Source organism: Pseudoalteromonas sp. BDTF-M6 (assembly GCF_018334135.1).
Classification (GTDB): Bacteria; Pseudomonadota; Gammaproteobacteria; order Enterobacterales; family Alteromonadaceae; genus Pseudoalteromonas.
The window spans coordinates 56,873-81,632 of the sequence record NZ_JAGXTQ010000002.1 but is presented as its reverse complement, the minus strand read 5'-3'; the positions used below and the strand labels follow the sequence as shown (position 1 = coordinate 81,632).

Genomic DNA, 24,760 nt, shown 5'->3' with positions numbered 1-24,760 from the left:
AGAAGCATGATTTGAACAACTCGATGAAAATCAAACGGTACCGAATATAAAGTGGCTGGCTTGGTTATTCCTACTTTAGGGGAAGTGTCTTAGTGAAACATTCACTCGTCCTCATCAAGAACAAGTGCCGTAACGCCTGCTTCTTTCAAAAAAGCCAAAAGTTAACAAAAATGACCGAATATTATACTTTTCTGCACTCGGTCATTTTTTACATTAATTTTATCCATACAAATCAAAGCATTAACATTGGAACAAGGTTTGCTTAGTTAAGCCTCTAAAAACTTATAAAAAGGAACGCTTTTATGAAGGGCAACGTCATTATCGGGGCACTTTTACTGTCGATAACAAGCTTCTCCAGCATAGGAATGAGCGAAGAGGATAAAACAACAATCAGTAATACGATTAAGCAACTTGCGACCGAAAACAAATTAGTAGGGACCCATATGCTGGCTGTCGTAGATCAGAATGGACTTGTACTGTTCACCGGTTATACGAAAGAAAATAAAGCCTTCACTGCGGATACCCCCTTTCTGCTTGCCTCACATACAAAGGCAATGACCAGTACGCTATTTGCGATTTTAGCAGACCAAGGCCAGCTAGATCTAAACGCTCCTCTCGGCACTTATGATGCAAACCCGATAGCCACACCGAAAGTCGACACCTCAGCAATAACAATTAAGCAGCTGCTGACCCACACCGCCGGTTTTACCAGTGTTCAACATTCGTTTAAAACCGCATTTTTAGGATTCGAAGACCAGGTAGACCTTGTTGCTTCTCTCAATAACAAGGTTCTGGTTGCCCCTGACTACTCCTTCAGGTATTCCAATACAGGACCTATCGTTGCCAGCATGATAGCCGAAGAAAAACTCGAAAAAAGCTGGAGTGAACTGATGGATGAGCACCTTTTCTCTGCACTTGGCATGCACAACACCACAACTCGCATCAGTGAGGTGAAGAATATCCTGCCGGGAATTACCAGCGCTCGCAATGGGGACGTTTTTGCATATGGGCACCACAAGGTTGATAAAACCATGCACCCTGCCGGCGGCGTCGTTTCCACCATGGGAGATATGGCAATCTGGCTAAAAGCAAATATTAACCGGGATTACTCGCCCCTGGCCGACCACGATATTTTTACAGCGTTACACAATACGCAGGTTAAACAGAGTAAAGAGTATTTCACTTATAGCCGCGACGGCTATACCTTGGGCTGGGATAGTGCCAGCTACAATGGAGAGCGACTATTAACCCGGTTTGGCAATTATGGCGGATATAGCGTCCACGTGTCGTTTATGCCCGAGCAGAAGCTGGGGATCATTGCCATGACCAATCTGGACACCGCATATGTCTTACCTCACGTAATGGCTAACTTTGCGTATAACACCCTGCTAAAAAAAGACAACGCCCAACAAAACCTTACTGCAGAAAAGGAGCGTTTAACCAAGTCTATAGAAAAAGAACGCGCAAGCGCCCCCGATCTTTCACACATAGTACGGGGAGAAGCCTTAAACCCAGATTTATTGGGCACTTATAACAACAATGAGGCCTGGCCAAATATGCACTTCTATGTAGATAAAGGGCAGGTAAAAGTGAAATGGGGCGAATTGACGGGCACCTTGCTGAAAAATGAGGAGCAATACTACGCCAACTTCGGCGTATTAGAGCGCCCGATATCCTTTTCACCAGCTGGAGCTCAGGCGTATTCACTGACTAATGGCTCGTTGAAATACAGCCAATTAAAATAATACTTGCGTGGTGAAGGGGGAAATGTGAGGACCCATTTACACCGACAAAAAAGGCGCGAAAGCGCCTTTTTTATTTCCTCTCAACCTGTGATTACTCCACGGTAACCGACTTGGCCAGGTTACGAGGCTGGTCGACGTCCGTGCCCTTGATTACGGCTACGTAGTAAGACAGTAGCTGTAATGGGATGGTGTAGACCACAGGGGCAATCACGTTTTCAACATGATTGACGTTGATCACGCGCATGGTGTCGTCAGACTCAAAGTGTGAGTCCTTATCCGCGAACACATAGATGATGCCGCCACGAGCGCGCACTTCTTCCACGTTCGATTTCAGCTTCTCCAACAACTCGTTGTTTGGCGCCACTACAATGATCGGCATATCCGCATCGATTAACGCCAGTGGACCGTGCTTCAACTCACCCGCCGCATAGGCTTCGGCGTGAATGTAGGAAATCTCTTTGAGTTTCAGCGCCCCTTCCATGGCGATGGGGTACTGAGAGCCACGACCAAGGAACAGCGAGTGATGCTTGTCGGCAAATTCTTCCGCCAGGGCTTCGATACCATCAGCAAGCAGTAGCGCTTCTTCCAACTTGTTTGGCAAGGTCTTAATGGCGTTAACAATTTCCGCCTGGTTTAGGCCCTTTTCCTGGGCAATCGATGCGGTTAGCATCAACAAGCCTACAAGTTGCGTGGTGAAGGCCTTGGTTGAGGCCACGCCGATCTCGGCGCCGGCCTTGGTCATAAAGGCCAAATCAGACTCACGCACCAATGACGAGCCAGGTACGTTACAGATAGTCATAGAGGCCATGTAGCCTTGTTCTTTGGCCAGGCGCAAGGCGGCCAGGGTATCGGCTGTTTCACCGGATTGAGAAATGGTTACCAACAGGCTGTTCGGGTGCACAAACGACTCGCGATAACGGAATTCGGAGGCAATCTCGACATTACAGCTGACGCCGGCAAACTGCTCAAGCCAGTAACGGGCCACCATGCCCGAGTGATAAGAGGTACCACAGGCAATGATCTGTACGTGCTGCACGTCTTTAAAGATTTGCGTGGCGCTGTCGCCAAAGGCATCAACGGCTACGCGGTCGTCTTGTAAACGGCCTTCCAGGGTATTGCGCACCGCCATCGGCTGCTCGTAGATTTCTTTAAGCATATAGTGGCGATATTCGCCCTTGCCCGAGGCGTCCTGAGTGATGTTAGATTCCACCACCTCACGCTCCACCGGCTCACCGTTCAGGTCGAAAATTTCCACGCTGTCACGGGTAATACGCGCCACATCGCCTTCTTCCAGGAAGATAAAGGTACGAGTAACGGGTAATAGCGCCAGCTGATCGGAGGCGATAAAGTTCTCGCCCAGACCCAGACCAATTACCAGCGGGCTGCCTGAGCGGGCAACGATGATTTCATTGTCGTTGGCCTTGTCGAATACCACGGTGCCGTAGGCGCCTTCAAGCTGCTTAACCGCCGCTTGCACCGCACTTAACAGGGTATCGTGTTGCTGGCGTAGCTGATGGATAAGGTGCACCATGACCTCGGTATCGGTTTCCGATAGGAAGGTGTAACCATCGCCCTTCAGCGCTTCACGCAGGCTGCTATGGTTTTCAATGATACCGTTGTGCACCAAAGCCAGTTCATTGTTGGATAAATGCGGGTGCGCATTGGCTTCGGTTACACCGCCGTGTGTTGCCCAGCGGGTATGAGCGATACCCGTAGTGCCGGAGACGCCGGCATCGTTTAAGGCGCTCTCAAGCATGGCAACCTTGCCCACGGCTTTAACGCTGTTTAGGGTGTTGCCCTGCAACAAGGCCACACCGGCCGAATCATAACCACGGTATTCAAGGCGCTTTAGGCCTTCAACTAAAATCTTGTTTACTGGGCGCTCTGCAACGGCACCAACTATTCCACACATAAATTCTCCATTTGCACGTATGTGTTGTATTTTTGCCCGATATTGTCGGTCGGGCTTATTCGTTTACCTCGGCACAGATCACCTGCACGCCATGGGCGCTTATTTCCCGGCGCAACTCAGGCGCCAGCTTGCTGTCGGTGATCAGGGTGCTAACCCTTTGCCAAGGCAGTTCTAAATTCGGGATGCGGCGACCGATTTTTTCCGACTCCACCAGCACCACCACATCGCGAGCGGCTTCGGCCATCACCTGGCTTAAACCGATAAGCTCATTGAAGGTGGTGGTTCCACGGGAAACATCGATACCATCGGCGCCTATAAACAGGGTATCGAAATCGTAAGAGCGCAGTACCTGCTCGGCTACTTGGCCCTGGAAGGACTCGGAATGCGGGTCCCAGGTGCCGCCCGTCATCAGCAAGGTGGGCTCATTCTCCAATGCCAGTAGCCGGCTGGCCACATTGATGGCATTGGTCATCACCACCAGGCCGCGTTTGGAGGCCAACTCGGGGATCATCGCCGCCGTGGTGCGGCCGCTGTCGATAATGATGCGGTGGTGATCTTTAATCAACTGCGCCGCCGCCTTGGCAATGGCGCGCTTGCGCGCCGAGTCTAGCGACTCGCTGCCGGCGACTATTTCTTTCGGCAGCGCAATGGCACCGCCATAACGGCGCAATAACAGGCCGCTTTGCTCTAACGAGGCTAAGTCCTTTCGAATCGTAACTTCTGAGGTCTGTAACTGCTCCGCCAGGGCTTCAACCGACACTTCACCCAGCTCATTAACCTGGTTGAGTATGGTGTGGCGGCGCTGTTGAGTGTTACGTTTGGTCATTTAGCAATAAATAAGTTTCGATTCGAAAGATGCGCATTATAGTCGAAACTTTCACCAAAGCTCAATTGCTAAATTGTTACTAAAGCGCGGACATTGATGCCATTGGTTAAGACACCGATAAACGTCCGCACCTTTCTTTAGGGAGGGGCTAACTGAGATGGCGTATCTCAAGATCGGCAATATGCTCTTCCAAGCCGTCATTTGGCCCCAGCTCTTCATAAGCCGATTGCATCTTTAACAGCGCCTGGGTGGCACCGAGCGCCGATAACGCCCGCTCCGCTTCACGCAGCGAATTAAAGGACTGGGTGACATCATGCTGGTCGACCAACATATGGTAATTACCCAGGGTATCTATCACCCCGGCCAAATAATGATTGGCATCGGCATAGCTGAGGATAATGGCACGGTAGTGGCTGTCTGCGAGGGCAGCTTTCAGTAGATTGGCTTGCATGGTGTTGCTCCTAAAATGTGCTCACCTATATTAAACGTAGCAGAGGAACAAACAGATTAAAAAAGGCGCAATCAATGTGCGCCCTATTATTTGTTATTCATACCTCAGGGTAAGCGATGGTCGCGTGCTTGCCGCTTTAAAGGCCAATGTAGCCACGGTAAGCCAGGTGATTGCCGCTACCGTAACAGCAGCAACACCATACACCCATAGTGCCTGGTCGATACGCTCATTAAAGTTTGCCAACCATTGACCAACAAACCAATAAGTTAGCGGGAAGGCGATGACGGTGCTAATGGCCACCAGCAGTAAATATTCCTTAGCCAACAGGTTCACTAAGCTTATACGCGAAGCGCCCAGCACTTTACGCACCGCCACTTCTTTTTGACGTCGCAATGCGGAAAAAGACGCCAAGCCAAAGGTTCCCAGCATGGTTAAGAAAATTGCCAATAAGCTAAACACGTTCACCAACACCGAGATACGTTGATCGTTCTTGTACAAGGCTTGGTAATTATCCGCCACCAGCTCCAGGTCCGGGTTATATACCTTGAGTTCGTCGGCCAGCAGCTGTTTTACCTGAGCCTTAACCGACTCAAACAATTGTGGCTCAAACTTGATGATCAGTTTGCCTTCATTGGCCCAGCTTAAACCACAGATCAAAATAAGTGGCGACGATTCGTCTCGCGCGGAACCCATGGTGATATCGGCAACCACACCGACGATTCGCATCACATCCTGACGGTCATCATCCTTGCTGTACCACAACTTACCGATAGCATCCTCGGGATTACTGTAACCCGCCTGCTGCACCAAGGACTCGGAAATTAAGATGCTGGCGCGGCTGTTGCCTTGCTCGTCTTGGTTATACCAGTCGCTACCATGCGCACTATTAAAGTCACGACCAGCCACCAGTGCCAAACCTAAACTCTCGACGATATCAAAGCCCACGCCAACGAAGGGGATCACGCTATCACGCAAGACGCCATTATCCGAGGTGATGGAAAAGCTGGTATTAAAGGTGGAGGTAAACGAGGCATCACTAATACTGCTCGCCAGCACGCCATCGATGTTATTAATACGCTGAGTAAGGGCATGGTTTTGGCTTATATACAAATCCCTGGCAGGGATATCATCCACCTCCAAACGGTATTGTTTCTCGTAGCCCACCGGAATGGACTGCAGATGCTGCAACTGCTGTTGCAATGAGAAAGCCCCGATGATCAGCGCTATCGATAAGGAGGCCTGCAGGATAAGCAGGGTCTTGCGCACTAAACTGGCGGTACGGCCACGTTGAATATCGCCGCTTAACACCCGTTTTGCACTAAATGCCGACATAAAAAATGCCGGATAGGCGCCAGCCAGCACGCCGACCAGCAAGACAATGGCAATCAGCAGCAGGCCAAAATCAGAGAAATACGCCAACACCAGGTCGCGCTCAACCAATTGATTAAAGGTGGGCAAGACCAACTCGACTAGAATACAGGCCAGCAGTGCGGCAAGCAGGGTAATAAGCACAGACTCCAGCAGGAACTGATTGATAATCTGTCGTTTGCTCGCTCCCAGGGCTTTACGCACACCCACTTCTTTGGCCCGCTTTGCCGCCTGGGCAATGCTCATATTGATAAAATTAAAGGCCGCCAAAACAATCAGCAAAATGCTTAAAGAAAAACTGATCACCACCACGGTGGAGGAGCCGTTTGCCTTAAGTTCATAGCGACTATTGGCATGCAGGTGAATATCGGTCAGCGGCTGAAAGCTGACCTCAACAAAGCCCATTTCCTGATTTGGATAGACGAGCTGCGCATAGGCCTTGGCAAACCGAGCTTGCTCTGCAGCGATATTGGCGTGCTCGCTAAAGCGCACATAAGTGTAGAAGTTGTTGATACGGTAATTTGGCGCTTCTTTAACCATGGCCACCAGGCCGGCAAAGGCAAAGTGAGTGCTGTCGGGCAGATCCTTAAAAATAGCCGTGACCTGATAGCGGGTCTGGCCCTTGCTGATGGTTTCGCCAAGGGCATCGGCACGGCCGAACAGGCGAATCGCCTCGCTTTCGCTCAATGCCATTTTATTCGGAGCCGCCAGAGTCGCATCCAGATCGCCATAAAGCACATCGAGCTGAATAAAATCCCGGATATTGGTGGTTGCCGCAAACAAGTCTTCCATCTTGAAGAAGTTGCCATTGGCATTAAAATCTCCCGACAGCCTGGGATGCATTTGCAATGCAAAGATGTCTTCAATATCGGTGCCTTTCGCCAGATCCCTTACCGCGTATAAATTGGTGATAGGTGCGGAGGTACCCATGGCGGTAAAGTACTGGGACAGGCGATAGGTGCGCTCGGCATTGGGCTGGTACTGATCCACTGCCATTTCAAAACGAGTAAATAAGGCCACCAGAATGGCCGCCGCCAAGCCCACGCTCAAACCGAACAGATTCAAAAAGAAATGCTGTTTGTGCTTGATAAAAGCCCGTACCGCTGAAGATAAATAACTGGTAAACATGATGTCACCTCTAAGTTTTATCGGCTAGCGCTTCCACGGAAGCGCTAACTTATTGTTATTCATATCGTAAGATAAGCGATGGTCTGGTGCTTGCGGCCTTAAAGGCTAAACTTGCAACGGTAACCCAGGTAATCGCTGCCACAGCGGCGGCTGCTACTAAATACACCCACATAGCTTGTTCGATGCGGTCATTAAAGTTTGCTAGCCAATCACCTACTAGCAAGTAAGTCACTGGATATGCAATAGCAATACTCACTGCTACCAGCACTAAGAACTCTTTAGCAATGATATTAACAATACTGATGCGTGATGCGCCTAGAACTTTTCGAACAGCCACTTCCTTCTGACGACGCACTGTTGCAAACGAAGCCAAACCAAAGGTACCTAAGCAGGTTAAGAACACGGCAAGAGCGGTAAAAATTAAAACTACATTCGAAATACGCTCATCACCTTTTAACAAGGTTTTGTAGTTGTCTGCGAGTAAGTTAATTTTAGGCTCATAGATATTGGCTGTACTTGCTAATACCTCAGCGAGCTGAGTTTTAATGTAAGGCAAGTTTTGCTGATCAATCGTTAAAATTAATTCAGATACAGGTGTTAAGAAGTTAAAGCCACACAAAAACATGATATTAGAGTTGGCATCTTTAGCGTTACCTACTTTTACATCTTCAACCACACCCACAACACGCATATCTACGCCGCTACCTGAGTCTTTAATTACCTTACCGATAATGTCACTCATGTTAGTGTAACCCGCTTGTCTTGCGACAGATTCAGTCACAATCGTACCTGTACTTGTTACCCCATTTTCACGGCTTGCCCAATCACCGGCAAACTCGCGGCTGAAATCACGCCCAGCAACCAGTTTTAAACCTAGGGTTTTTACCACATCGTAGCTTGCGCCTACTACAGGAGTTAAGCTGCCAGATGCTTCACCATTTGGCCACGTTGGCATAAGTGTATTATTGATTGAAAGCGTTAAACGGGTATCAATCACTGTTGTTTGCTGTACGCCTTGAATTGCACTAATACGGTTAACTAAGGCATTTTTTTCTTTCGTGAATACTTCCCCTACAGGTAGCTCTGAAATAACCAATCTTTGTGTTGTTTCATAGCCTAAAGGCAAGCTTTGCAAGTAAGTTAACTGCTTTAACAAGGTCACAGAAGCAATAATTAAACCTACTGCCAACGATGCCTGTAGGGTTAGTAAGCTCTTACGAACCCATATTGCTGTATTACCACGCTGTAAGTCACCACTTAAAACTCGTTTTGCACTGAATGACGAAATAAAGAATGCAGGATAAAGCCCAGCTAATATGCCCACAGCAATCGCTACCACAATAATCGCAATACCAAATTCAGAGGCATAGTTGACTACTAATTCGCGGTCTACTAATTGGTTAAAGCTTGGTAAAAAAAGCTCCACTAAGGCACAAGCAATCACCATTGAAAGCATCGAAACCAAAACTGACTCAGATAGAAACTGAGTTACTAATTGGCCTTTACTTGCCCCTAGCGCTTTACGCACACCGACTTCTTTTGCACGTTTAGTCGACTGGGCTACCGTCATATTAATGAAGTTAAAACCTGCAATAAGAATAAGTAACACGCTTAAACCGACACAGATCATCACCACTTGTTTAGCACCGCCCGCTTTCATTTCAAAAGGAGATTTAGCCGTTAGGTGTAAATCAAGTAATGGATGTAGTTCTAAACTAACTTGTTCAAGCATAGAACCGCTAAAAAAGCGCTCTGTTAAGGTTTTAGCTAATGCGTCTGTATCGGTACCCGCAGCTAAACGCATATAAACATAACTACTGTTCACATTAAATTCGCTTGGCTCATGCTTAACATAAACAAGGTTTTTAAAGGCAAAGTGAGTGTTGTCAGCTAAGTCTGCAAACACTGCGCGAACGGTGTACTGTCCTTGTTCGTGCGTCAGCGTTTCACCAACCACATCAGTGCGGCCAAAAATGCGCAGTGCTTCTGTCTCACTTAGGGCCAGGCTGTCTGGTGTACTCATTGCGGTTTTTAAGTCACCCGCAAGCGTTTCCATAGCAATAAAGTTTTCAATATTTGCTGTAGCACCATACAAGGCATTTAACTTATAGCCTTGGTTACGGTAACTCACATCAACCATGGCTTCACGGGTCAGCTCTACCAGAGTTAATCCAAAGACTTCTTCAACCTGACTGTAATCTTCTGCCTGCTTTGACTGCGCATAATTAAAAAGAGGTATCACAGCTAAACCGAGTTTTGAGAAGTCTTGGCCAACGCGATAAACACGCTCAGCATGGGGCTGCTGGCTATCGTAAGACAGCTCATTGATGGCAAAGAGCGCCACCAGAATGGCCGCCGCCAAGCCTACGCTAAGGCCCATCACATTCAAAGCAAAATGCTGTTTTTGCTGCTTAAATGCGCGCAGGGCCGTTATAAGGTAACTGGCGATCATATTAGGCTACCTCAGCGGTCTTAGTGCTCACCGCATTGGCTTTGTCGACCATGATCTGACCGTCCAGCAGGCGCACCAGGCGATCGGCATAATTACCTTCTTTCTCCGAGTGAGTCACCATGATCACCGTGGTGCCCTCGCAGTTAAGCTCGCGCAACATGGCCATTACTTCATCGCCATTTTTGGAGTCCAGGTTACCGGTCGGCTCATCCGCCAAAATAAGTTTAGGGTTAATGACCAAGGCTCTGGCCACCGCCACGCGTTGCTGCTGACCACCGGAAAGTTGCTGCGGTAGATGATCACCGCGATGATCGATGCCGACGCGCTTTAAAATGGCCTCTACACGCTGCTTGCGCTCACTCTTTGAGATATTTTGATACTGTAAAGGCAGCTCAACGTTTTCAAATACAGTCAGTTCGTCAATCAGGTTAAAGCTTTGAAATACAAAGCCGATGGATGCTTTTCTCAGCTCGGCTAACTGTTTTTCACTGTAGCCGGCGATGTCTTCGCCTAGAAACTCAAAGCGGCCGCTACTCGGTGAGTCCAACATGCCCAAAATGGATAACAGGGTCGATTTGCCGCAGCCGGATGGCCCCATGATGGCCAGAAACTCGCCTTCATTCACCGCTAGGTTAATGTCATTTAGTGCTGTTGTTTCAACGTCTTGAGTTCGAAATACACGAGATAAATTAGTAAGTTTAATCATTGTTGTTCCCTTAAAACTGTAATTGTTGTGCTTTATCAAAGTTGCTGTAGCTGGAGGTGATCACCCGATCACCGACCTCAAGACCACTGAGCACTTCGTAGTAATCCTGGTTTTTTCTGCCGAGGCGAATCTCACGGCGCAGCGCCTGGCTGTTGTCCTCACTCATCACATACACCCAGTTACCACCGGAGCTGGTAAAGAAGGCGCCGCGTTTAAGCAATAGGGCATTGGCCTGGCTATCACCCAGCATCAGCTCTATGTCCAGGCTTTGGCCGCGCTTGATGTTGCTGATATCCTTAGGTAAATCGACTTCGATTTGAAACTGTGACTGCTGCACTCTGCTATCTATTTTACTGACCTGAGCATTTACCTTGCCCTGCTCCAGCTCAATGACCACATCCATCCCGGATTGAACCTGGTTGAGATAAAACTCATCGAGGCGTACCACCAGCTTGTACTCGTTGGGGATATCAATTTGCCCTAGTCGCGCGCCACGATCCTTGGACTCACCAATTTCCACATCCAGCTCACTGAGGTAACCGGCAACGGGCGCGGTGATCAGTAAATTTTCCAGATTCTTACGCGCAAACTGCAGGTTTTTCTCCAGCATTTTCGCACTGTCCTGCAGCTGGGCTAATTGCACCTCGCGGATACTGCTTTCCTGCTGCTGGCGTTCCAGTGTCAGCTCCCTGCGTGCCTGGTAATAGGCAAGGTCTTCTTTAATTTCAGCCAACTGCTCCTTGGCCAAGACGCCTTTACTGACCAGGGGTTCGGTTTGTTTTAATCGCCGGCTTAGGTGGGTAATTTTCAGATCGATTTCCAATAGATCGCGGCGCAGATTCAAGCGGCTGGTTTCCATGGTCATCTGGGTATTGCGCAAAAAGTTAAGCTGCTCGGTGACCTGGGCTTCGCGACTCATTACATCCAGCTGCAAGTTGGTGTTGCTTAAGCGCACCAGGGGTTGGCCTTTTTTAACGTACTCACCCTGTTCGACGAGCCGCTCTTCCACCTGGCCCCCGGCTATGGTGTCGAGATAAATACTGGTTCTCGGTACCACCTGACCACGCAGGCTTAAGGCATCGACAAACTCGCCCTGGTGCACCGTGCTTACACTGAGGTTTTGGTCATTTACCGTTTGACTGCGACCCTGGGCATCGCTTTGGGTCAGGCCATAGGCGGCTGCGGCCACCACCAGGCAACCAAGCCCAAGAAGTGATTTCTTAAGGTATTTATCTGTTGCTGAGCGGGCAATTTTCTTATCCATGTCAACGCCTTGCGATTGTTCTAAATGCTAATTACCCATGAATGTAACAATTCCCGTGCCAAAATTTATTTGTCAATAAAAACATATGGTTATATGAATTTTACAGAGTAGGCTCAAGAACATGTGTCCGCTGGTAGAACACTTACCCGATGACTCAACGTCCATTAATGGACACTGTCCCTATTTTGGATTAGGCTACTGAAAACACACAATAATAATTACAAATATGAAACATGCCGGTGCCATTCTCATCGTCGATGACAACCCAGATATTCTGATCGCCGCACGACTACTGCTAAAACAGCACTATCAGGTGGTGAAGACCACGGATAACCCCTTCGATATCGAGGGCATTATCAATGCCCAACAGGAAGCGGATCAGCCCATCGATGTCATCTTGCTGGATATGAACTTTACCCAGGACTCCATCAGCGGGCAGGAAGGGTTTTACTGGCTGAAGAAAATTGCCGCGCAGGACCCCAGCATAGTGGTCTTGTTGATGACCGCATACAGCGATATTCAACTGGCGGTGGATGCCATTAAGGCCGGAGCCGCCGACTTTATCGCCAAACCCTGGCAAAACGAGCAACTGCTGGCCAGCGTGGCTGCGGCCTTTAATCACGGTAAAGATAAGCGCCAGGTTGGACAGCTTAAACGCCAAACCCAGGGGCTTAACGATGCCCTCAACAGCAACAAGTTTGCATTTTTAGGCCAAAGCCAGGCCATGCAACAGGTGTTCGACACCATAGCGAAAGCCGCTCAGACCGACGCCAATATACTGATCACCGGCGAAAGCGGCACTGGCAAGGAGCTCACCGCCCATGCTATTCACCAGCAGAGCCTGCGTCATCAGGGCCCCTTTATCGGCGTAGACATGGGGGCCATGAGCGCCTCCTTGTTGGAAAGTGAACTGTTTGGCCATAAAAAAGGTGCCTTTACCGATGCCAAAGAAGATCGTGTCGGCCGTTTTGAACTCGCCAACGGCGGCAGCCTGTTTTTAGATGAGCTTGGCAACCTGCCACTTGAGCAACAGGTGAAGCTATTGGCGGCGCTGCAAAACCGACAAATCACCCCCCTTGGCGGCACTAAAACCATAGATGTGGATATTCGTTTGATCAGCGCCACCAATGACAATCTGCACCAAAGCGTCAGCGAAGGCCGCTTTCGTCAGGATCTCCTGTATCGTATCAACACGGTGGAAATCGCCCTGCCATCACTGCGCGAACGTCGCGAAGACATTCCCCTGCTGGTGGACTACTACCTCAATCATTTTGGCCAGAAATATAAACGCGAACTCGGTGTCTCAGCTTCAAGCATGCGGGCACTAAGCGACTACCCTTGGCCGGGCAATGTGCGCGAACTGGCCCATGCCATAGAGCGGGCGGTGATCCTCTCAAGTGGCACCGAGCTGGACATAGGCTCTGTGGTCACCTCAGTCACCAATGCGGCCTCGCAAAGCCCACAAGGCGGCGACACTCAGGCATTTTCCACCTTCAATCTTGAAGAGCTGGAACACCAAGCCATTCGCGCCGCCCTCACCCATTATCAGGGCAACGTCAGCCATGCCGCCAAGGCTCTGGGGTTAACCCGGGGCGCCATGTATCGCCGCCTTGAAAAGTACGGACTCTAGCTCGACATGCAAGCACAGACAAAACTCGCCCTTCTCTTGGCGATGCTGCTGGCCAGCATCCTTGGGGCTCAGTATGCCTATACCTTTTGGCACCAGCCCGCCCTGACCTCGGGCCTAATGATTGCCGCCTTGGTAAGCTGCTACGGAATTGTCGTGTTGTTTAGGCGACAAAGCCGCCAGGCGCAACTGGCACTTAAAGCCCTGGCCAATGGCGACAGCAGCCTGGGCCTGGCCCAATCGCACCCGATGCGGGTGCAGTATGACGAGGTTAAAGAGCAAATTCTGCAGGCGCGCTTAGCCGCCGAGCAACAAGCCCAGTTTATGCAGACCCTGCTTATCCACATCGATATGGCGGTGCTGGTGTTTGATCATAAGGGTGACGTCATAGAGCATAACCCCGCGGTAGCCAGGTTACTCGGCAAAGCCATTAAACACACCCAGGATCTAGAGCAAATTGGGCTCTTTATTGAAGAAGCTCAGAGCAACAGCCAGTCCACGGCGCTGTGGCAACGCGGTGAGCAGCAGGACACCCTGTCGGTGCAACTAAGTATTGCCACCATCCAGGGTCAGGCGCTAAAAATCGTGACCCTGCAGTCGATCCATGAGCAGCTGTTGCACAAAGAGCAGCAAGCCTATAAGCGCCTCACCCGGGTGTTGACCCATGAAATCGCTAATTCCATCACCCCGCTGTCGTCTTTGGCGCAAACCTGCACCGGCTTATTGCCCGAGCAATTAAGCTTTGCCGATCAGGAAGATAAGGAAGACCTTGAGCTGGCACTGGCCACACTCAAAAGCCGCACCCAGGGCCTAAGCGACTTTATCGCCCGCTTTCGCTCCATCAGTAATCTGCCAAAGCCGGAGCTTAGCGTGCAATCGTTAGCGACCGTGGTGGAGCATTGCTGCACCCTGTTAAAGCATGACCTGGCACAGCAGCAAATCCACCTTGAGCTGCAGATAACCGCCGACCCCCTGGTGATGTGTGACGCCCGGCAAATTGAGCAGGTGCTGATCAACCTGATTAAAAACGCCATCGAAGCCATGAGCCAGGGCGACAATCGCAAACAACTGCGCCTGGAGATAGATAAAAATGCCCAGGGCCAACTCTATATTGCCGTCAGCGATAGTGGTGGCGGGATCAGCGAGCGGGCTCAGGAAATGATGTTTGTGCCATTTTTTACCACCAAACAACAGGGCTCAGGCATAGGCCTGGCGCTCAGCAAACAAATCATGGTCAGTCATGGCGGCGACCTTATCTACCAGCCGCTGCCCGATGGCGCCTGTTTTCGCTGCATGTTTGGTTAGTGCATAGGCCGGGTAAATTTACGCTCTAAATCTTTCTCTGTGCTATGCTCAAGCCCAGAAGGAACCACCATACGAATCAATGGTCTATCTTGAAGCAAAAAACTAATATTCAGGTGTGGCTCAGTCACTTAAGCTGGCGCTCAGTTTTAGCTCACTTTGTGTTCAGGCTAACCGATTAAGCTCACACCCTTTCGCTATGAGCACCCAAATAGCGCACATGTAACTTTTTATCTTAATAACACTGAATTTTTATGTATCGAATTTTATGTATTTCTTTTCTTCTGGTGTTGGCGGGCTGTCAAAATACGCCGCCGGTTGCCGACCCGGAGCAACAGCAAGAGATGGCGCCGGGCGAGAACAGCACGGCCAACAACACAAATAACACCACCGACACGCAGGACGACCAGCAGGCCAAGGTTGAAACCAAGCTCACGCCACAAGAGGTTGATGATGTATGGCAACGTATTCGTATGCAACTGCGCTTTGCCGACTCCAATCACCCTGCGGTGCAGCGACGTATCGATTGGTATCTGGCACACCCTAACTACATGGAAGAGATCAGCCGCCGAGCCGAGCCCTACCTGTACCATATCGTCACCGAGGTGGAAAAGCGCGACTTGCCCATTGAGTTGGCGCTGATGCCACTGATAGAAAGCGACTTTGATGCCAGTGCCTACTCCCATAAGCATGCCTCGGGTTTATGGCAGCTCACCCCGTCTTTAGCCAAGTATTTTGGTGTAAAAATAAGCCCTTGGTATGACGGTCGCCAGGACGTGTTCGACAGCACTCAGGCGGCGCTGGACTTTATCGAATATCTGCATAAACGCTTTGACGGCGACTGGTATCACACCATTGCCGCCTATAACGTCGGTGAAGGCCGCGTCTTAAAAGCCATTGAACACAATAAAAAGGCCGGTAAAAGCACCGACTTTTTCGCCCTGAAACTGCCCAAGCAAACTCGCCACTATGTCCCTAAACTGCTGGCGGCGGTACAACTGCTTAAGCATCAAAAGATGGAATTTCCGGCCATCACTAACCAGCCAAGCATTACCACCTTGCCGCTGTCCGGTGCCGTGGTGCTGGCGGATAAGAGCAAATGGGGCAAACTGGAGCAGCTCAACCATGGAGTGATCCGCTTTCCTGCCATCATAGATGCCCCGCATGTTGTTGTGCCGTTAGAGAAAAAACAGCAATGGCAAACACTCATCGCCGACCAGCAAAGCGGCGATTACAGCCAATGGCAGCACTACACCATAGCCCGCGGCGATAGCCTGAGCGTGATTGCCGCACGTTATGCGCTCACGGTGCAGCAACTGAAAACCTTTAATAACCTAAAGTCGGACCGCATCCGCATTGGCGACAAACTTATTTTACCGGTGCTCGCGGATGAGCAAATCGAATACAAGGTGGCCCGTGGCGACAGTCTGTGGAAAATAGCCCGTCGTTATCAGGTGAGCGTGGCCAAGCTTAAGCAGTGGAACAACCTCTCTAAAGACACCCTGCGTATTGGCGACACCCTAACGCTGTTTTTATCACGCAGCTAACCCCATAGAAAGAAGGCCGCTAAAAAGCGGCCTAAAAAACGATCCGCACGCAGGCACCCTTTAAGGCCGCGCTTTGCTCCAGTTGAATATCGGCGTCATTCCACAGACACAACTTGCTGACGATGGATAGGCCTAGTCCCACGCCGGTGTGCTCGCGCTGGGCAACCTGATGATTTTTGACAAAAGCCTGGAGTAGTCTGGGACTGAGCTGGTCATTAAAGCCGGGGCCATCATCGGCCACGGTGAGCTCAATACCATGGGGATGAGCACGCAGACCGATATGAATCTGGGTGTGGGCAAAGCGTACGGCATTGCTCATTAGGTTGGTAAGAATACGCAAGAAACTGCGCCTATCCACCTCAATCACCTCGCAGTGACAGTCTATATGTATGCTCAAATCGCTATAGATGCGAAATTTATCACAGCCCTGCTCTAACAACTCCCTGGCATCATGGGCGACCGGGCGGATCGTCGGCTTGCACTGATTAAGCTCGGCATAGGTTAGAAACTCCTCCACCAGCATTTCCAGCTCGGTGAGGTCTTGCAGCACGCTATTACAGTCGACGGCACCGCTTGGCTGGTGAGCGGCCATTTCCAGGGCAAATTTAGCGCGGCTGATGGGCGTGAAAAAGTCGTGGGATACGGCATTGATCAACTGGCGCTGATAATCACTTTGGTTTTTTAATTCTTCGGCCATCTCATCAAAGGCATCGCCGATGCGTTTAATTGCACTTAAACGCCCCAGCCGGGCCTGGGCGCTAAAGTTACCCACGGAGATTTTTTTACTGGCCTGACGTAACCGGGTGAGATCGCGAAATAATGGCCAACACACCAGCAGCACGGCCACCGCGACGCTGGTATAAAACAACATACTGATCAGCGTCTGTTGCGAATCGCGTTGCGCTCGCGGCAAGGGGCCGAGCATCAAGATCCGTTGTTGGCTACCATCGAGGTAGTAAAAAAGTAACTGACTATCTTGATCCAGCATGGGCACTACCGCACCACTGCGCAGCTGCTCGTCTATGTGGGGGTCAAAGTGAATATCGCTCAGGGTTATTGCGCTGATCAGGTGGCTAGTCTGTGGGTTCGGTGTTTGCAGCATGCCCCGAGCTAGGGCAAGCTCGGCGTCACTGGCAATGGCGGTGTCGCCGAGATGGCTGTTAATCAGCCAAGCGCTTATGCCTAGACACAGCACCAGGGTTGAGAAAAGGTAACCATAAACCTTGAGCACTTAGCTCACTTCCACGCATCCGGTGAAAGGATATAACCCTTACCCCATACGGTGATAATGCGACTTGGATGTTCATCGGCATCGCCCAGCTTTTTGCGCAAACGGCTGACACGACCATCTATGGTGCGGTTTTGACCATCGTACTTACGGCCGATAGCGGCTTCGAACAAATGCTCACGACTGACCACCTGACCAACGTTAAAGGCGAGTTTTTCCAACAAGTCGAACTCACCCGTGGTGAGCTCAAGGCGGTCGCCATTTAAGCTCGCCTGACGCTGATAACGATTGATCACCAGGTTGCCTATGGTCAGGGTTTGCGACTGAGCGGCGTTCTTGGCACAGTATTTTAGCTCATTGCGACGCAAGCAGTGATTGATACGCGCCAACAAAATAGAGGGCGAAATAGGCTTTGTAAGGTAGTCCTCGGCACCAAGCTCCAGGGCATGAATGTGATCCACATGACTTTGTCGCGCGGTGAGAAAAATAACCGGCACCGAATACTGGCGCTGCAGCTCTTCAAAAACTTTAAAGCCGTCGCTCTCCGGTAGACCGATATCGAGTAGCACCAGGTCGTAACGCCGCTTCACCATCTCAAATGCAGCGATATGGGGTGAACTAATATGGGTCACGGCAAAACCATTAGAAATTAGGAAGGAAGAGATAAGCTCGGCCAATTTCAGGTCGTCTTCGACATAAAGAATAGATTTTTGTTGTTCACTCATTAAAAAATACTCCAAGCTACCTTGCGACGCTTTTGATTTAGAAAGTGGCGTTGAACGTCGATCATCACCTGCGCAACTTTCTGTTTATCTTGCTTGCGCACTAAATAAATCATCACATCGGAAGCGGATTCTAATGCCAATTTATAGTGCTGGGCACGATTGGGGACGTCACAAATTAGTTCTGGCTCACGGGCTTCAACCTGCAAGCAATAGGTCGTGGTGGGCTCTCCTTGCCAACTTAATAATAGGTTTATCTGGCAGCTGGGCTGGGTTGTTACGCAGGTCTCCGGTTTGGCCTTGATATAGTTTTTTTCAAGCGCGCTGGCGTTGCCGCTGTGTATCAGCAACAGGAATAAGGGGAGGATAAACTGCATAGCCACACGTTGACTCATCAGAAACTCCACGCCACCCCAGCGTAGTAAGAAAGCAGGTGCTGCTTCGATACTAGCGGACTGTCGGCAATTTCGCTGTCGAGCACCTGCCACTTAAGATCGGAAATAAATCGCCAATCTTCATTAATTTGATATTGGTAGGTTAACTGTAAGCTCTTATTGAACGCGTGCTCTGGCTGATAGCGGGAAAAGCCAGCAACAATTTCCTGGCGCTGACTACCGTAATAGTATTTGGTTATCTCATTACTTTGGTACTGAATTTCCGCCGCAGCCAGCAGTAAGTGCTTGTGCCATTGCTGATAACGGGAAAGCACCAGCGAGCCTTCTTGACCATGATGATAGTGAGTGATTTCAGTAAAGTAGCTGGCACTAAGACGCCATTGTTGCCAATCATATAAATATTGGGCACCGGCCAAAAAAGACAGCTCACGATCACGAATTTTGGTGATATCACCGATTTTTTTGGTGTCTCTAGGCTGTTGCTGCGCACTGGGTGGACGCGGAGCCCCCGGCATCACGGTGGATGTCAAGGACGCAACAACCGAGCTCGCTGCCAGGCTGTCAATAAAATACAAACCATCACGATTCATTTTACTGACGAAGGACAACTGGTGGTTGTCATTACTCAAAGGGGTCCAAGACAGTTCAAAATTGCTAAAGGCAAAGTCGCCGTAAAACACTTCGACCTTGGGGATCACATACAGGGGAATATCATCGGCATCATGAATCGGGTTTTCGATTTCACCATAACCGGCACTAAGACCAAACTGCCATCCTGAATGAGCGGTGTAGATTGTCTCTTCACTCGCACTCAGAGCGCCACTGAATAGCGCAATAACCAGTAATAGCCCTGCCTTATACACCTTGCTACCGACTCTCGTTAATGAATAACACCGCTTAAATTGAGGTAGCAGCATCGCCTGAGGGGGGGTCTCAGTCAACGCAATTAATGTACACTTTTGTAACAATTTGGAAACTCTATTAATAATTAAAAAATGTTTTTGCGTAAGAAAAAAAGCCAATTGTTTCCAATTGGCTTTTACTTACTAGGGTCTATGAAAGTTAACCGTTACGAGCTCTGCGAAGCAGCGCTAACGGCATGAATAACAACAGCATCCACGCCATTGAACCGCCTGAAGATTTTGCTTTTTCTGGTGGCGTAACTTCAACCGGATATGTACAGCTACCGTCATCGGTATTGGCTGATGCATCATAGTTTGTTGCACTGGCATCAGTACAACCTAACTCTTCACCATCAGACTCAACCATGAGTAGGAAACTTGTTGATGACATATCAGAGCTGTTAACACTGTCATGTACCGTCACAGTCACTTCGGTCTCACCGTGGAAGTGAGCCGTTGGTGTTAGCGTCACGGTAGAGCCTGACTCATGACCACTGATTTCAGAAGTGAAGTTATCACCAGATACCGTGATCACATTGCTTACCGCGTTTTCATCAGCATATACAACATCAAATGAGATTGTTTCATTCTCAGCGACCGTCATATCACTTAGTTCCAGCACAGTCAGATTGCCATGAACTTCAAGATCAACGCTTAGGCGCTCGGTCTCAGAACCTTCAAGGCCGTTGTTCAAGTACAGGGTATGCACCTGGTTAGCCGCTTTCTCTGACACATATGCATCGAAGCTAACAGAGAACTTGGAGATTTCCGGACCCGTATAGTCCATACACACAACCAGACCGTCTTTAACAACTTCATCCATGTTGTTATAGCCAACGCTGTCACCTAGGTTGATATCCATGGGCATATCACCATTAACCAGGATACGACCATCGGCAGCTTTAAAGCCGATTGAGCCCTGCTCGTCAACTAGGCTTACATTGTCGTAAGCGAATAACATTTCGTATTCACCCGGCTCGTAGTTGATGCTCATACGCATGAACATTTCAAAGTCTATGTTCTGACCTTGGCTATAAGCACGCTCAACGTTATCCCACTCAAGTACCAACCAATCACGTGAATAGGTGTAAGTTGGTGTAATACCTGCGTTTGGATCACCAGGAACACGTGAACTTGCATCGATACGTTGTGGAATGGTGTTATCACCTACCCAGAACGGCGCAATCATGTAAGGAGGTGGCGGCGGGAAGCTCGCAGCACGCGGGAACTCAACATGGAACGGCGTTGTACGACCTTGATCACCGAAGGTAACTAGACCGGCAGGGTTTAGCTTGATTGAATCAAAGTGATACTTGTTAAAGAATGGGAAGGATACATCCATATCCGTATTCATTAACTCTTTGAAGGTGAAATGGAACTCGTTGTAATAACGGCCTTCAACACCCTCAAGTGTACGCCAGCCTAGATCACGTAAGTTCAAGTAGTCTGGGTAAGGAGAGTTCGCAGCAGTTAATGAACAGCTTTGGTCTGTCACATTGGTAGTAACAATATAGTTACGCTCAACGTCCTTAGTGGTTTCCTGTACGCCAACTAATGACAGCACATTATCCGCAACTTCTGGTGCAACCGGTGTTGACGCAGTTGTGGTAACGCTATCCGGAATGATCTGAATGCCTTCAGGGAACTCGGTGCTAAGCGCAAAGTTACGCGCTTGCGCTTCGTTGTTTGCAATCACATCAACTGTAAAACTAACGAGATCACCGGCACTGGCTTTGTTCTTGTCGATGCTAAAAGTCACATCGTCATCAACCTGGTTAATGATCACAGGTACAAACCCTAGATTACCTAAGTCAGTTCCATTCGACGCAAGGTCAAAACCACCGAAGTAAATATCACCGATCTCCATTTCAGGAAGATTGTAGGCAAGGTTAAGGTTGTACTGCTCATAACCTGCAACTTGTTGTTGCTCAGCAGTGACCATTAAGCCACCCACATCATTCATTACCACACCGGTGGCGAAACTGATGTCACGGCCCATATCTTCTTCACCCCAAGGGATGTATTCCGTGTTCATTATTACGGTGAAGTATTCACCGGCATTAGGCTCAACGATGTTACAGAAGTTAGAGATGTTGTAGTTAGTCGACATACATAGCACTTCATCCATGCTCGGCAAGCCGTCTTGGTTAACATCCTGACCCATAAACATGATCGCACGCTTAACTGGCCCATCGCCTAGCATACTGGCGCTATACATCTTCGCGCCTTCGGGTACCGTGGTCCACTCAACATGGTTGATGTTGACCATTTCACCGTCTTCTTCGTGAAGATCAAATGGGTCACCCGCGGTTGTATCTGAGAACAGCTTCACTGTTTTCGCATTTCCTTTAACCATGCCAAAACTGCGAGATGTGAAATCGGTAATTTCCGCGGTGTTGAATGGACCCACTTCTAGTTCTGCAGATGTACGGTGTGCATCGATACGAACATAATCGGGAAGACCACGATCACCTGAGAAGGTCCATACCGGCAGTTCTAGCACAGGCGAATTGCTGTTACTTGAAACCAGCGTTACCTGGCCTTGGTTACCCGTTAAGTCTGTAAATTCAACGGCGCTAGAGTTTTGCTTGCTGGTGGCGGTAATAACAACTTGCTGTGTTTCACCCGCTTTAATATCAAACTGAGCCGGCTCTGCCGTTAGTTCAAAGTTACCGATCCACTCTTCCGTGTGCACTGTCCAGCTTGCATCTTCCGTAGCGGTAAATTCACGTACGAAGGTACAGGTTTGCGCACAGGTATTATCTACTGCATATGCGGTGTTTAAATCCTTCGTGCGGCCGCCTGCGCTTGGATTCGCATCGGCCATATCAGCGATAGACTGATCAAGTGTAAGCCCTGCTTTATCTGCCAGCTCAACACGCATGCGTCCCGCACCCATGTCTTGCAGGCCTGAAAGGAAGCCATCATCCGCATAGTTGTTAAAGAAACGCGCATTGCTGAGTTCATTACCTGCCGTTAGCATCATCGCCGATTGCACCTGAGCGATTGACCACTCTGGATGCGATTGCTGTAACAAGGCGGCTGCACCGGCAACATGCGGGCTTGCCATTGAAGTACCCGACATGGTTTGCCAATCTGCAGTACGTGGATTATTGGTAAACGGCTGATCATCAGAAGACGGTGCATAAATATCAACACCTGGTGCAGCGATATCCACCATCAAGGTATCAATGCCGAAATATGAAGGTCCACGGCTAGAGAACCAAGCTACACGTTCTTTATCGACAGGTTCGATAACACTTTTCGCACCTGTAATCGTGCCCATATGGCCTGTGCCTGACCCCATCCAGTCAAGGAGTTCCATACCGTCGGCATTGGTAATGTGAATCGTTGGTAGTGGATGTGGAATTACAGGTATCGCACTGCGGTCTTGGAAGCTATGACGGTTGTAAATAATTAAACCTTCAGCACCACCCGCTGCCACGTTTTCTGCTTTGAAATAAAGCGGACGACTGCTACGACGACATACGACGATCACATCTTCTGCGCTTTCATCAATGTCGGCTGTCGCTGGATCATCGGCAAGGTCAAATGTGCCAGCTGGGAAAGGGGCATCACAATCTGCAACCGCATAGCTTGGTGCATTCGGGTTGGAAAAGTTTTCCGCGTTGACAATGACACCGGAAACATCATCAAATGTTAGCGAGAAGCCATCGAAAGGACCCGGAGCCGGTGTATCACCGCCACTTAGGCCCTCTAGCGTTTTCATACCATAGTTTACGACAGAAGAAGGCGTATGTGCCGCAACCGTTGTTACCCAAGGTGAGGAGTGATCCGCCGTAGTTAGCTCTGGGCCAGAGTTACCCGCTGCAACGGCAACGAATACACCGGCATTGGCTGCGTTAAAGAAGGCCTGTTCAATTGGGTCTATCCAAGGATCTTCTTCCAAACCACCTAGAGAAGCATTCAATACATCAACATTGTCGACGATTGACTGTTCAATAGCCGCCAGAATGGTTGTTGTCGGACAGCCGGCATACGGATCGCCGCCGCCACCAGCCCAACATACTTGATAAGAAATAATGTTGGCGTGAGGTGCCATACCTGAGACTTCTTCAAATACCAGGTCGGTTTCCAAACCAGTTGATTGAGGTTCGCTTTGGGTTAATTTGAACGGGACATCATATAAAATGTTACCCGCGGCCGTACCCGCTACGTGTGAGCCGTGGCTGTGGTAATCCTCACCAAAAGCCGGGCGCGATTCATCAAAGACAGGGTCGCTAAATGAATCGGTAATTTCAGGGTAAGAGTAAACACCAACAAGTTTGTTGTTACACTTATCTGAGAATTCAGCCTTAGCACAATCGCCTAAAAATTCTGTGCCGTAAGGGTTAGTGTGTACATAGCCGTCACCGCCTACTTCGGCAAATGATGGATGGTCAGTGTTGATGCCGGTATCGATCACACCAACAACCATGCCTTCACCTTTGTTGCTACCGCCACCAAAGGCATTCGCCCAAACTTGCTTGGCACCGGTTTGCTCAATGGTGTTGAATGTCGACAGCGGATACACCTTGGAACGGGTAATGCGCTTAACGCCCGGCACCTTGGCAAGGCGCATCGCCTCATCCTGGCTCATGGTCGTGGTAAACGCATTGATCGCCACCGAGTAGGCACGCTCTACATTCACACTTAACCCTTGCAGGGCACTTGCTTGCGCCACAAAGTTTTGACGCTGGTTGGTTAGGTATTGGGTATAACCAGAAAGCTCCTGAGTCTTCAAATTCAGGGGCGTGCCTTGTTGCAAGCGAGCGCTGGCAACGATGGATTTGGTTTCCGCCAAACCGTTAATTTGACCATCATAAGCCGATAGCGGCGCATCTTCTAGCTCAACGATATAGGTATGAGCACCATGCACGCCCTCTTCCGCACGGAAGATCTTTCCCTGTTTTTTTACTGTTTTTGCTACATCACCCGACCAGTGACTTTCTTCAATCATGGGCTTAGGTGCATAGTCTGATGATGGCGCAACCCACTGCTCAGAAGCGACATTGACGGCACTGGCCGCTGAGCTTCCGATGTATAAGGCTGAAGCCACCATAAAGGAGACTTTCTTCAAGTTAAACATACTTAACCTTCGGTGTTATTTATTTTTTGTAATGAAGTTGTAATAACTTCCCCTCGCCGATGGTTATGTTTTATTCATATACGTGCAATTTGATGG

The 24,760-nt window shown here is 49.4% G+C and carries 16 protein-coding genes; 4 read left to right on the top strand and 12 right to left on the bottom strand.

Annotated elements, in window-relative coordinates; translation table 11 throughout:
* The first annotated feature begins 302 nt into the window (after positions 1 to 302).
* Positions 303 to 1,745 carry a serine hydrolase domain-containing protein gene (locus tag KD147_RS04665; RefSeq protein ID WP_212547080.1) on the top strand — a complete coding sequence of 481 codons (1,443 nt, stop codon included), beginning with the start codon at positions 303 to 305 and terminating at the stop codon, positions 1,743 to 1,745.
* Between the two features lie 91 nt (positions 1,746 to 1,836).
* Here KD147_RS04665 and glmS read toward each other — a convergent pair whose 3' ends face one another.
* From glmS to KD147_RS04630, 7 genes are all read right to left on the bottom strand, one after another.
* On the bottom strand, positions 1,837 to 3,657 hold the full coding sequence (gene glmS / locus KD147_RS04660; RefSeq protein ID WP_212547079.1) for a glutamine--fructose-6-phosphate transaminase (isomerizing): 1,821 nt from the start codon (positions 3,655 to 3,657) through the stop codon (positions 1,837 to 1,839).
* Positions 3,658 to 3,712: 55 nt separating this feature from the next.
* Positions 3,713 to 4,483, bottom strand: coding sequence for a DeoR/GlpR family DNA-binding transcription regulator (locus KD147_RS04655; RefSeq protein ID WP_212547078.1), 771 nt, complete (start codon positions 4,481 to 4,483; stop codon positions 3,713 to 3,715).
* A 148-nt stretch (positions 4,484 to 4,631) separates the two neighbouring features.
* Positions 4,632 to 4,934, bottom strand: a complete 303-nt coding sequence (locus tag KD147_RS04650; RefSeq protein WP_212547077.1) for a DUF6482 family protein — start codon at positions 4,932 to 4,934, stop codon at positions 4,632 to 4,634.
* A gap of 93 nt (positions 4,935 to 5,027) precedes the next feature.
* Positions 5,028 to 7,430: an ABC transporter permease gene (locus KD147_RS04645; RefSeq protein WP_212547076.1), complete on the bottom strand. Its 2,403-nt coding sequence runs from the start codon at positions 7,428 to 7,430 to the stop codon at positions 5,028 to 5,030.
* A 55-nt stretch (positions 7,431 to 7,485) separates the two neighbouring features.
* Positions 7,486 to 9,882 carry an ABC transporter permease gene (locus KD147_RS04640; protein WP_212547075.1) on the bottom strand — a complete coding sequence of 799 codons (2,397 nt, stop codon included), beginning with the start codon at positions 9,880 to 9,882 and terminating at the stop codon, positions 7,486 to 7,488.
* A gap of 1 nt (position 9,883) precedes the next feature.
* Positions 9,884 to 10,588 carry an ABC transporter ATP-binding protein gene (locus KD147_RS04635; RefSeq protein WP_105253397.1) on the bottom strand — a complete coding sequence of 235 codons (705 nt, stop codon included), beginning with the start codon at positions 10,586 to 10,588 and terminating at the stop codon, positions 9,884 to 9,886.
* Positions 10,589 to 10,598: 10 nt separating this feature from the next.
* Positions 10,599 to 11,852 carry an efflux RND transporter periplasmic adaptor subunit gene (locus KD147_RS04630; protein WP_105253396.1) on the bottom strand — a complete coding sequence of 418 codons (1,254 nt, stop codon included), beginning with the start codon at positions 11,850 to 11,852 and terminating at the stop codon, positions 10,599 to 10,601.
* Between the two features lie 226 nt (positions 11,853 to 12,078).
* Here KD147_RS04630 and KD147_RS04625 point away from each other — a divergent pair, with 226 nt between their 5' ends.
* The 3 genes from KD147_RS04625 to KD147_RS04615 all read left to right on the top strand — a co-directional run bounded on the left by KD147_RS04625 (position 12,079) and on the right by KD147_RS04615 (position 16,328).
* Positions 12,079 to 13,482, top strand: a complete 1,404-nt coding sequence (locus KD147_RS04625; RefSeq protein WP_212547074.1) for a sigma-54-dependent transcriptional regulator — start codon at positions 12,079 to 12,081, stop codon at positions 13,480 to 13,482.
* Positions 13,483 to 13,488: 6 nt separating this feature from the next.
* Positions 13,489 to 14,784: a sensor histidine kinase gene (locus KD147_RS04620; RefSeq protein WP_212547073.1), complete on the top strand. Its 1,296-nt coding sequence runs from the start codon at positions 13,489 to 13,491 to the stop codon at positions 14,782 to 14,784.
* Positions 14,785 to 15,035: 251 nt separating this feature from the next.
* Entirely contained in the window at positions 15,036 to 16,328 is a 1,293-nt protein-coding gene (locus tag KD147_RS04615; protein ID WP_212547072.1) for a LysM peptidoglycan-binding domain-containing protein, read from the top strand.
* A gap of 31 nt (positions 16,329 to 16,359) precedes the next feature.
* Here the strand turns inward: KD147_RS04615 and KD147_RS16985 are convergent, their stop codons facing one another.
* From KD147_RS16985 to KD147_RS16910, 5 genes are all read right to left on the bottom strand, one after another.
* Positions 16,360 to 17,559, bottom strand: coding sequence for an ATP-binding protein (locus KD147_RS16985; protein WP_212547071.1), 1,200 nt, complete (start codon positions 17,557 to 17,559; stop codon positions 16,360 to 16,362).
* 5 nt (positions 17,560 to 17,564) lie between these two features.
* Positions 17,565 to 18,281 (bottom strand): response regulator, encoded by a 717-nt coding sequence (locus tag KD147_RS04605; RefSeq protein ID WP_105253391.1) that lies wholly within the window; start codon positions 18,279 to 18,281, stop codon positions 17,565 to 17,567.
* Entirely contained in the window at positions 18,281 to 18,673 is a 393-nt protein-coding gene (locus tag KD147_RS04600; protein WP_212547070.1) for a DUF3019 domain-containing protein, read from the bottom strand. The genes KD147_RS04605 and KD147_RS04600 overlap by 1 nt, the downstream gene beginning before the upstream one ends.
* The gene (locus KD147_RS04595; protein WP_212547069.1) at positions 18,673 to 19,536 is read right to left on the bottom strand and encodes a MipA/OmpV family protein; all 864 of its coding nucleotides are present in this window, start codon (positions 19,534 to 19,536) and stop codon (positions 18,673 to 18,675) included. The genes KD147_RS04600 and KD147_RS04595 overlap by 1 nt, the downstream gene beginning before the upstream one ends.
* 199 nt (positions 19,537 to 19,735) lie before the next feature.
* Positions 19,736 to 24,664: a S8 family serine peptidase gene (locus tag KD147_RS16910; RefSeq protein WP_212547068.1), complete on the bottom strand. Its 4,929-nt coding sequence runs from the start codon at positions 24,662 to 24,664 to the stop codon at positions 19,736 to 19,738.
* Between the last annotated feature and the right edge of the window lie 96 nt (positions 24,665 to 24,760).

Excerpts from the sequence above, each read along its gene's own strand:
- KD147_RS04665 (WP_212547080.1), top strand. The coding sequence starts at position 303 with ATGAAGGGCAACGTCATTATCGGGGCACTTTTACTGTCGATAACAAGC.
- glmS (WP_212547079.1), bottom strand. The coding sequence starts at position 3,657 with ATGTGTGGAATAGTTGGTGCCGTTGCAGAGCGCCCAGTAAACAAGATT.
- KD147_RS04655 (WP_212547078.1), bottom strand. The coding sequence starts at position 4,483 with ATGACCAAACGTAACACTCAACAGCGCCGCCACACCATACTCAACCAG.
- KD147_RS04650 (WP_212547077.1), bottom strand. The coding sequence starts at position 4,934 with ATGCAAGCCAATCTACTGAAAGCTGCCCTCGCAGACAGCCACTACCGT.
- KD147_RS04645 (WP_212547076.1), bottom strand. The coding sequence starts at position 7,430 with ATGTTTACCAGTTATTTATCTTCAGCGGTACGGGCTTTTATCAAGCAC.
- KD147_RS04640 (WP_212547075.1), bottom strand. The coding sequence starts at position 9,882 with ATGATCGCCAGTTACCTTATAACGGCCCTGCGCGCATTTAAGCAGCAA.
- KD147_RS04635 (WP_105253397.1), bottom strand. The coding sequence starts at position 10,588 with ATGATTAAACTTACTAATTTATCTCGTGTATTTCGAACTCAAGACGTT.
- KD147_RS04630 (WP_105253396.1), bottom strand. The coding sequence starts at position 11,852 with ATGGATAAGAAAATTGCCCGCTCAGCAACAGATAAATACCTTAAGAAA.
- KD147_RS04625 (WP_212547074.1), top strand. The coding sequence starts at position 12,079 with ATGAAACATGCCGGTGCCATTCTCATCGTCGATGACAACCCAGATATT.
- KD147_RS04620 (WP_212547073.1), top strand. The coding sequence starts at position 13,489 with ATGCAAGCACAGACAAAACTCGCCCTTCTCTTGGCGATGCTGCTGGCC.
- KD147_RS04615 (WP_212547072.1), top strand. The coding sequence starts at position 15,036 with ATGTATCGAATTTTATGTATTTCTTTTCTTCTGGTGTTGGCGGGCTGT.
- KD147_RS04605 (WP_105253391.1), bottom strand. The coding sequence starts at position 18,281 with ATGAGTGAACAACAAAAATCTATTCTTTATGTCGAAGACGACCTGAAA.
- KD147_RS04600 (WP_212547070.1), bottom strand. The coding sequence starts at position 18,673 with ATGAGTCAACGTGTGGCTATGCAGTTTATCCTCCCCTTATTCCTGTTG.
- KD147_RS16910 (WP_212547068.1), bottom strand. The coding sequence starts at position 24,664 with ATGTTTAACTTGAAGAAAGTCTCCTTTATGGTGGCTTCAGCCTTATAC.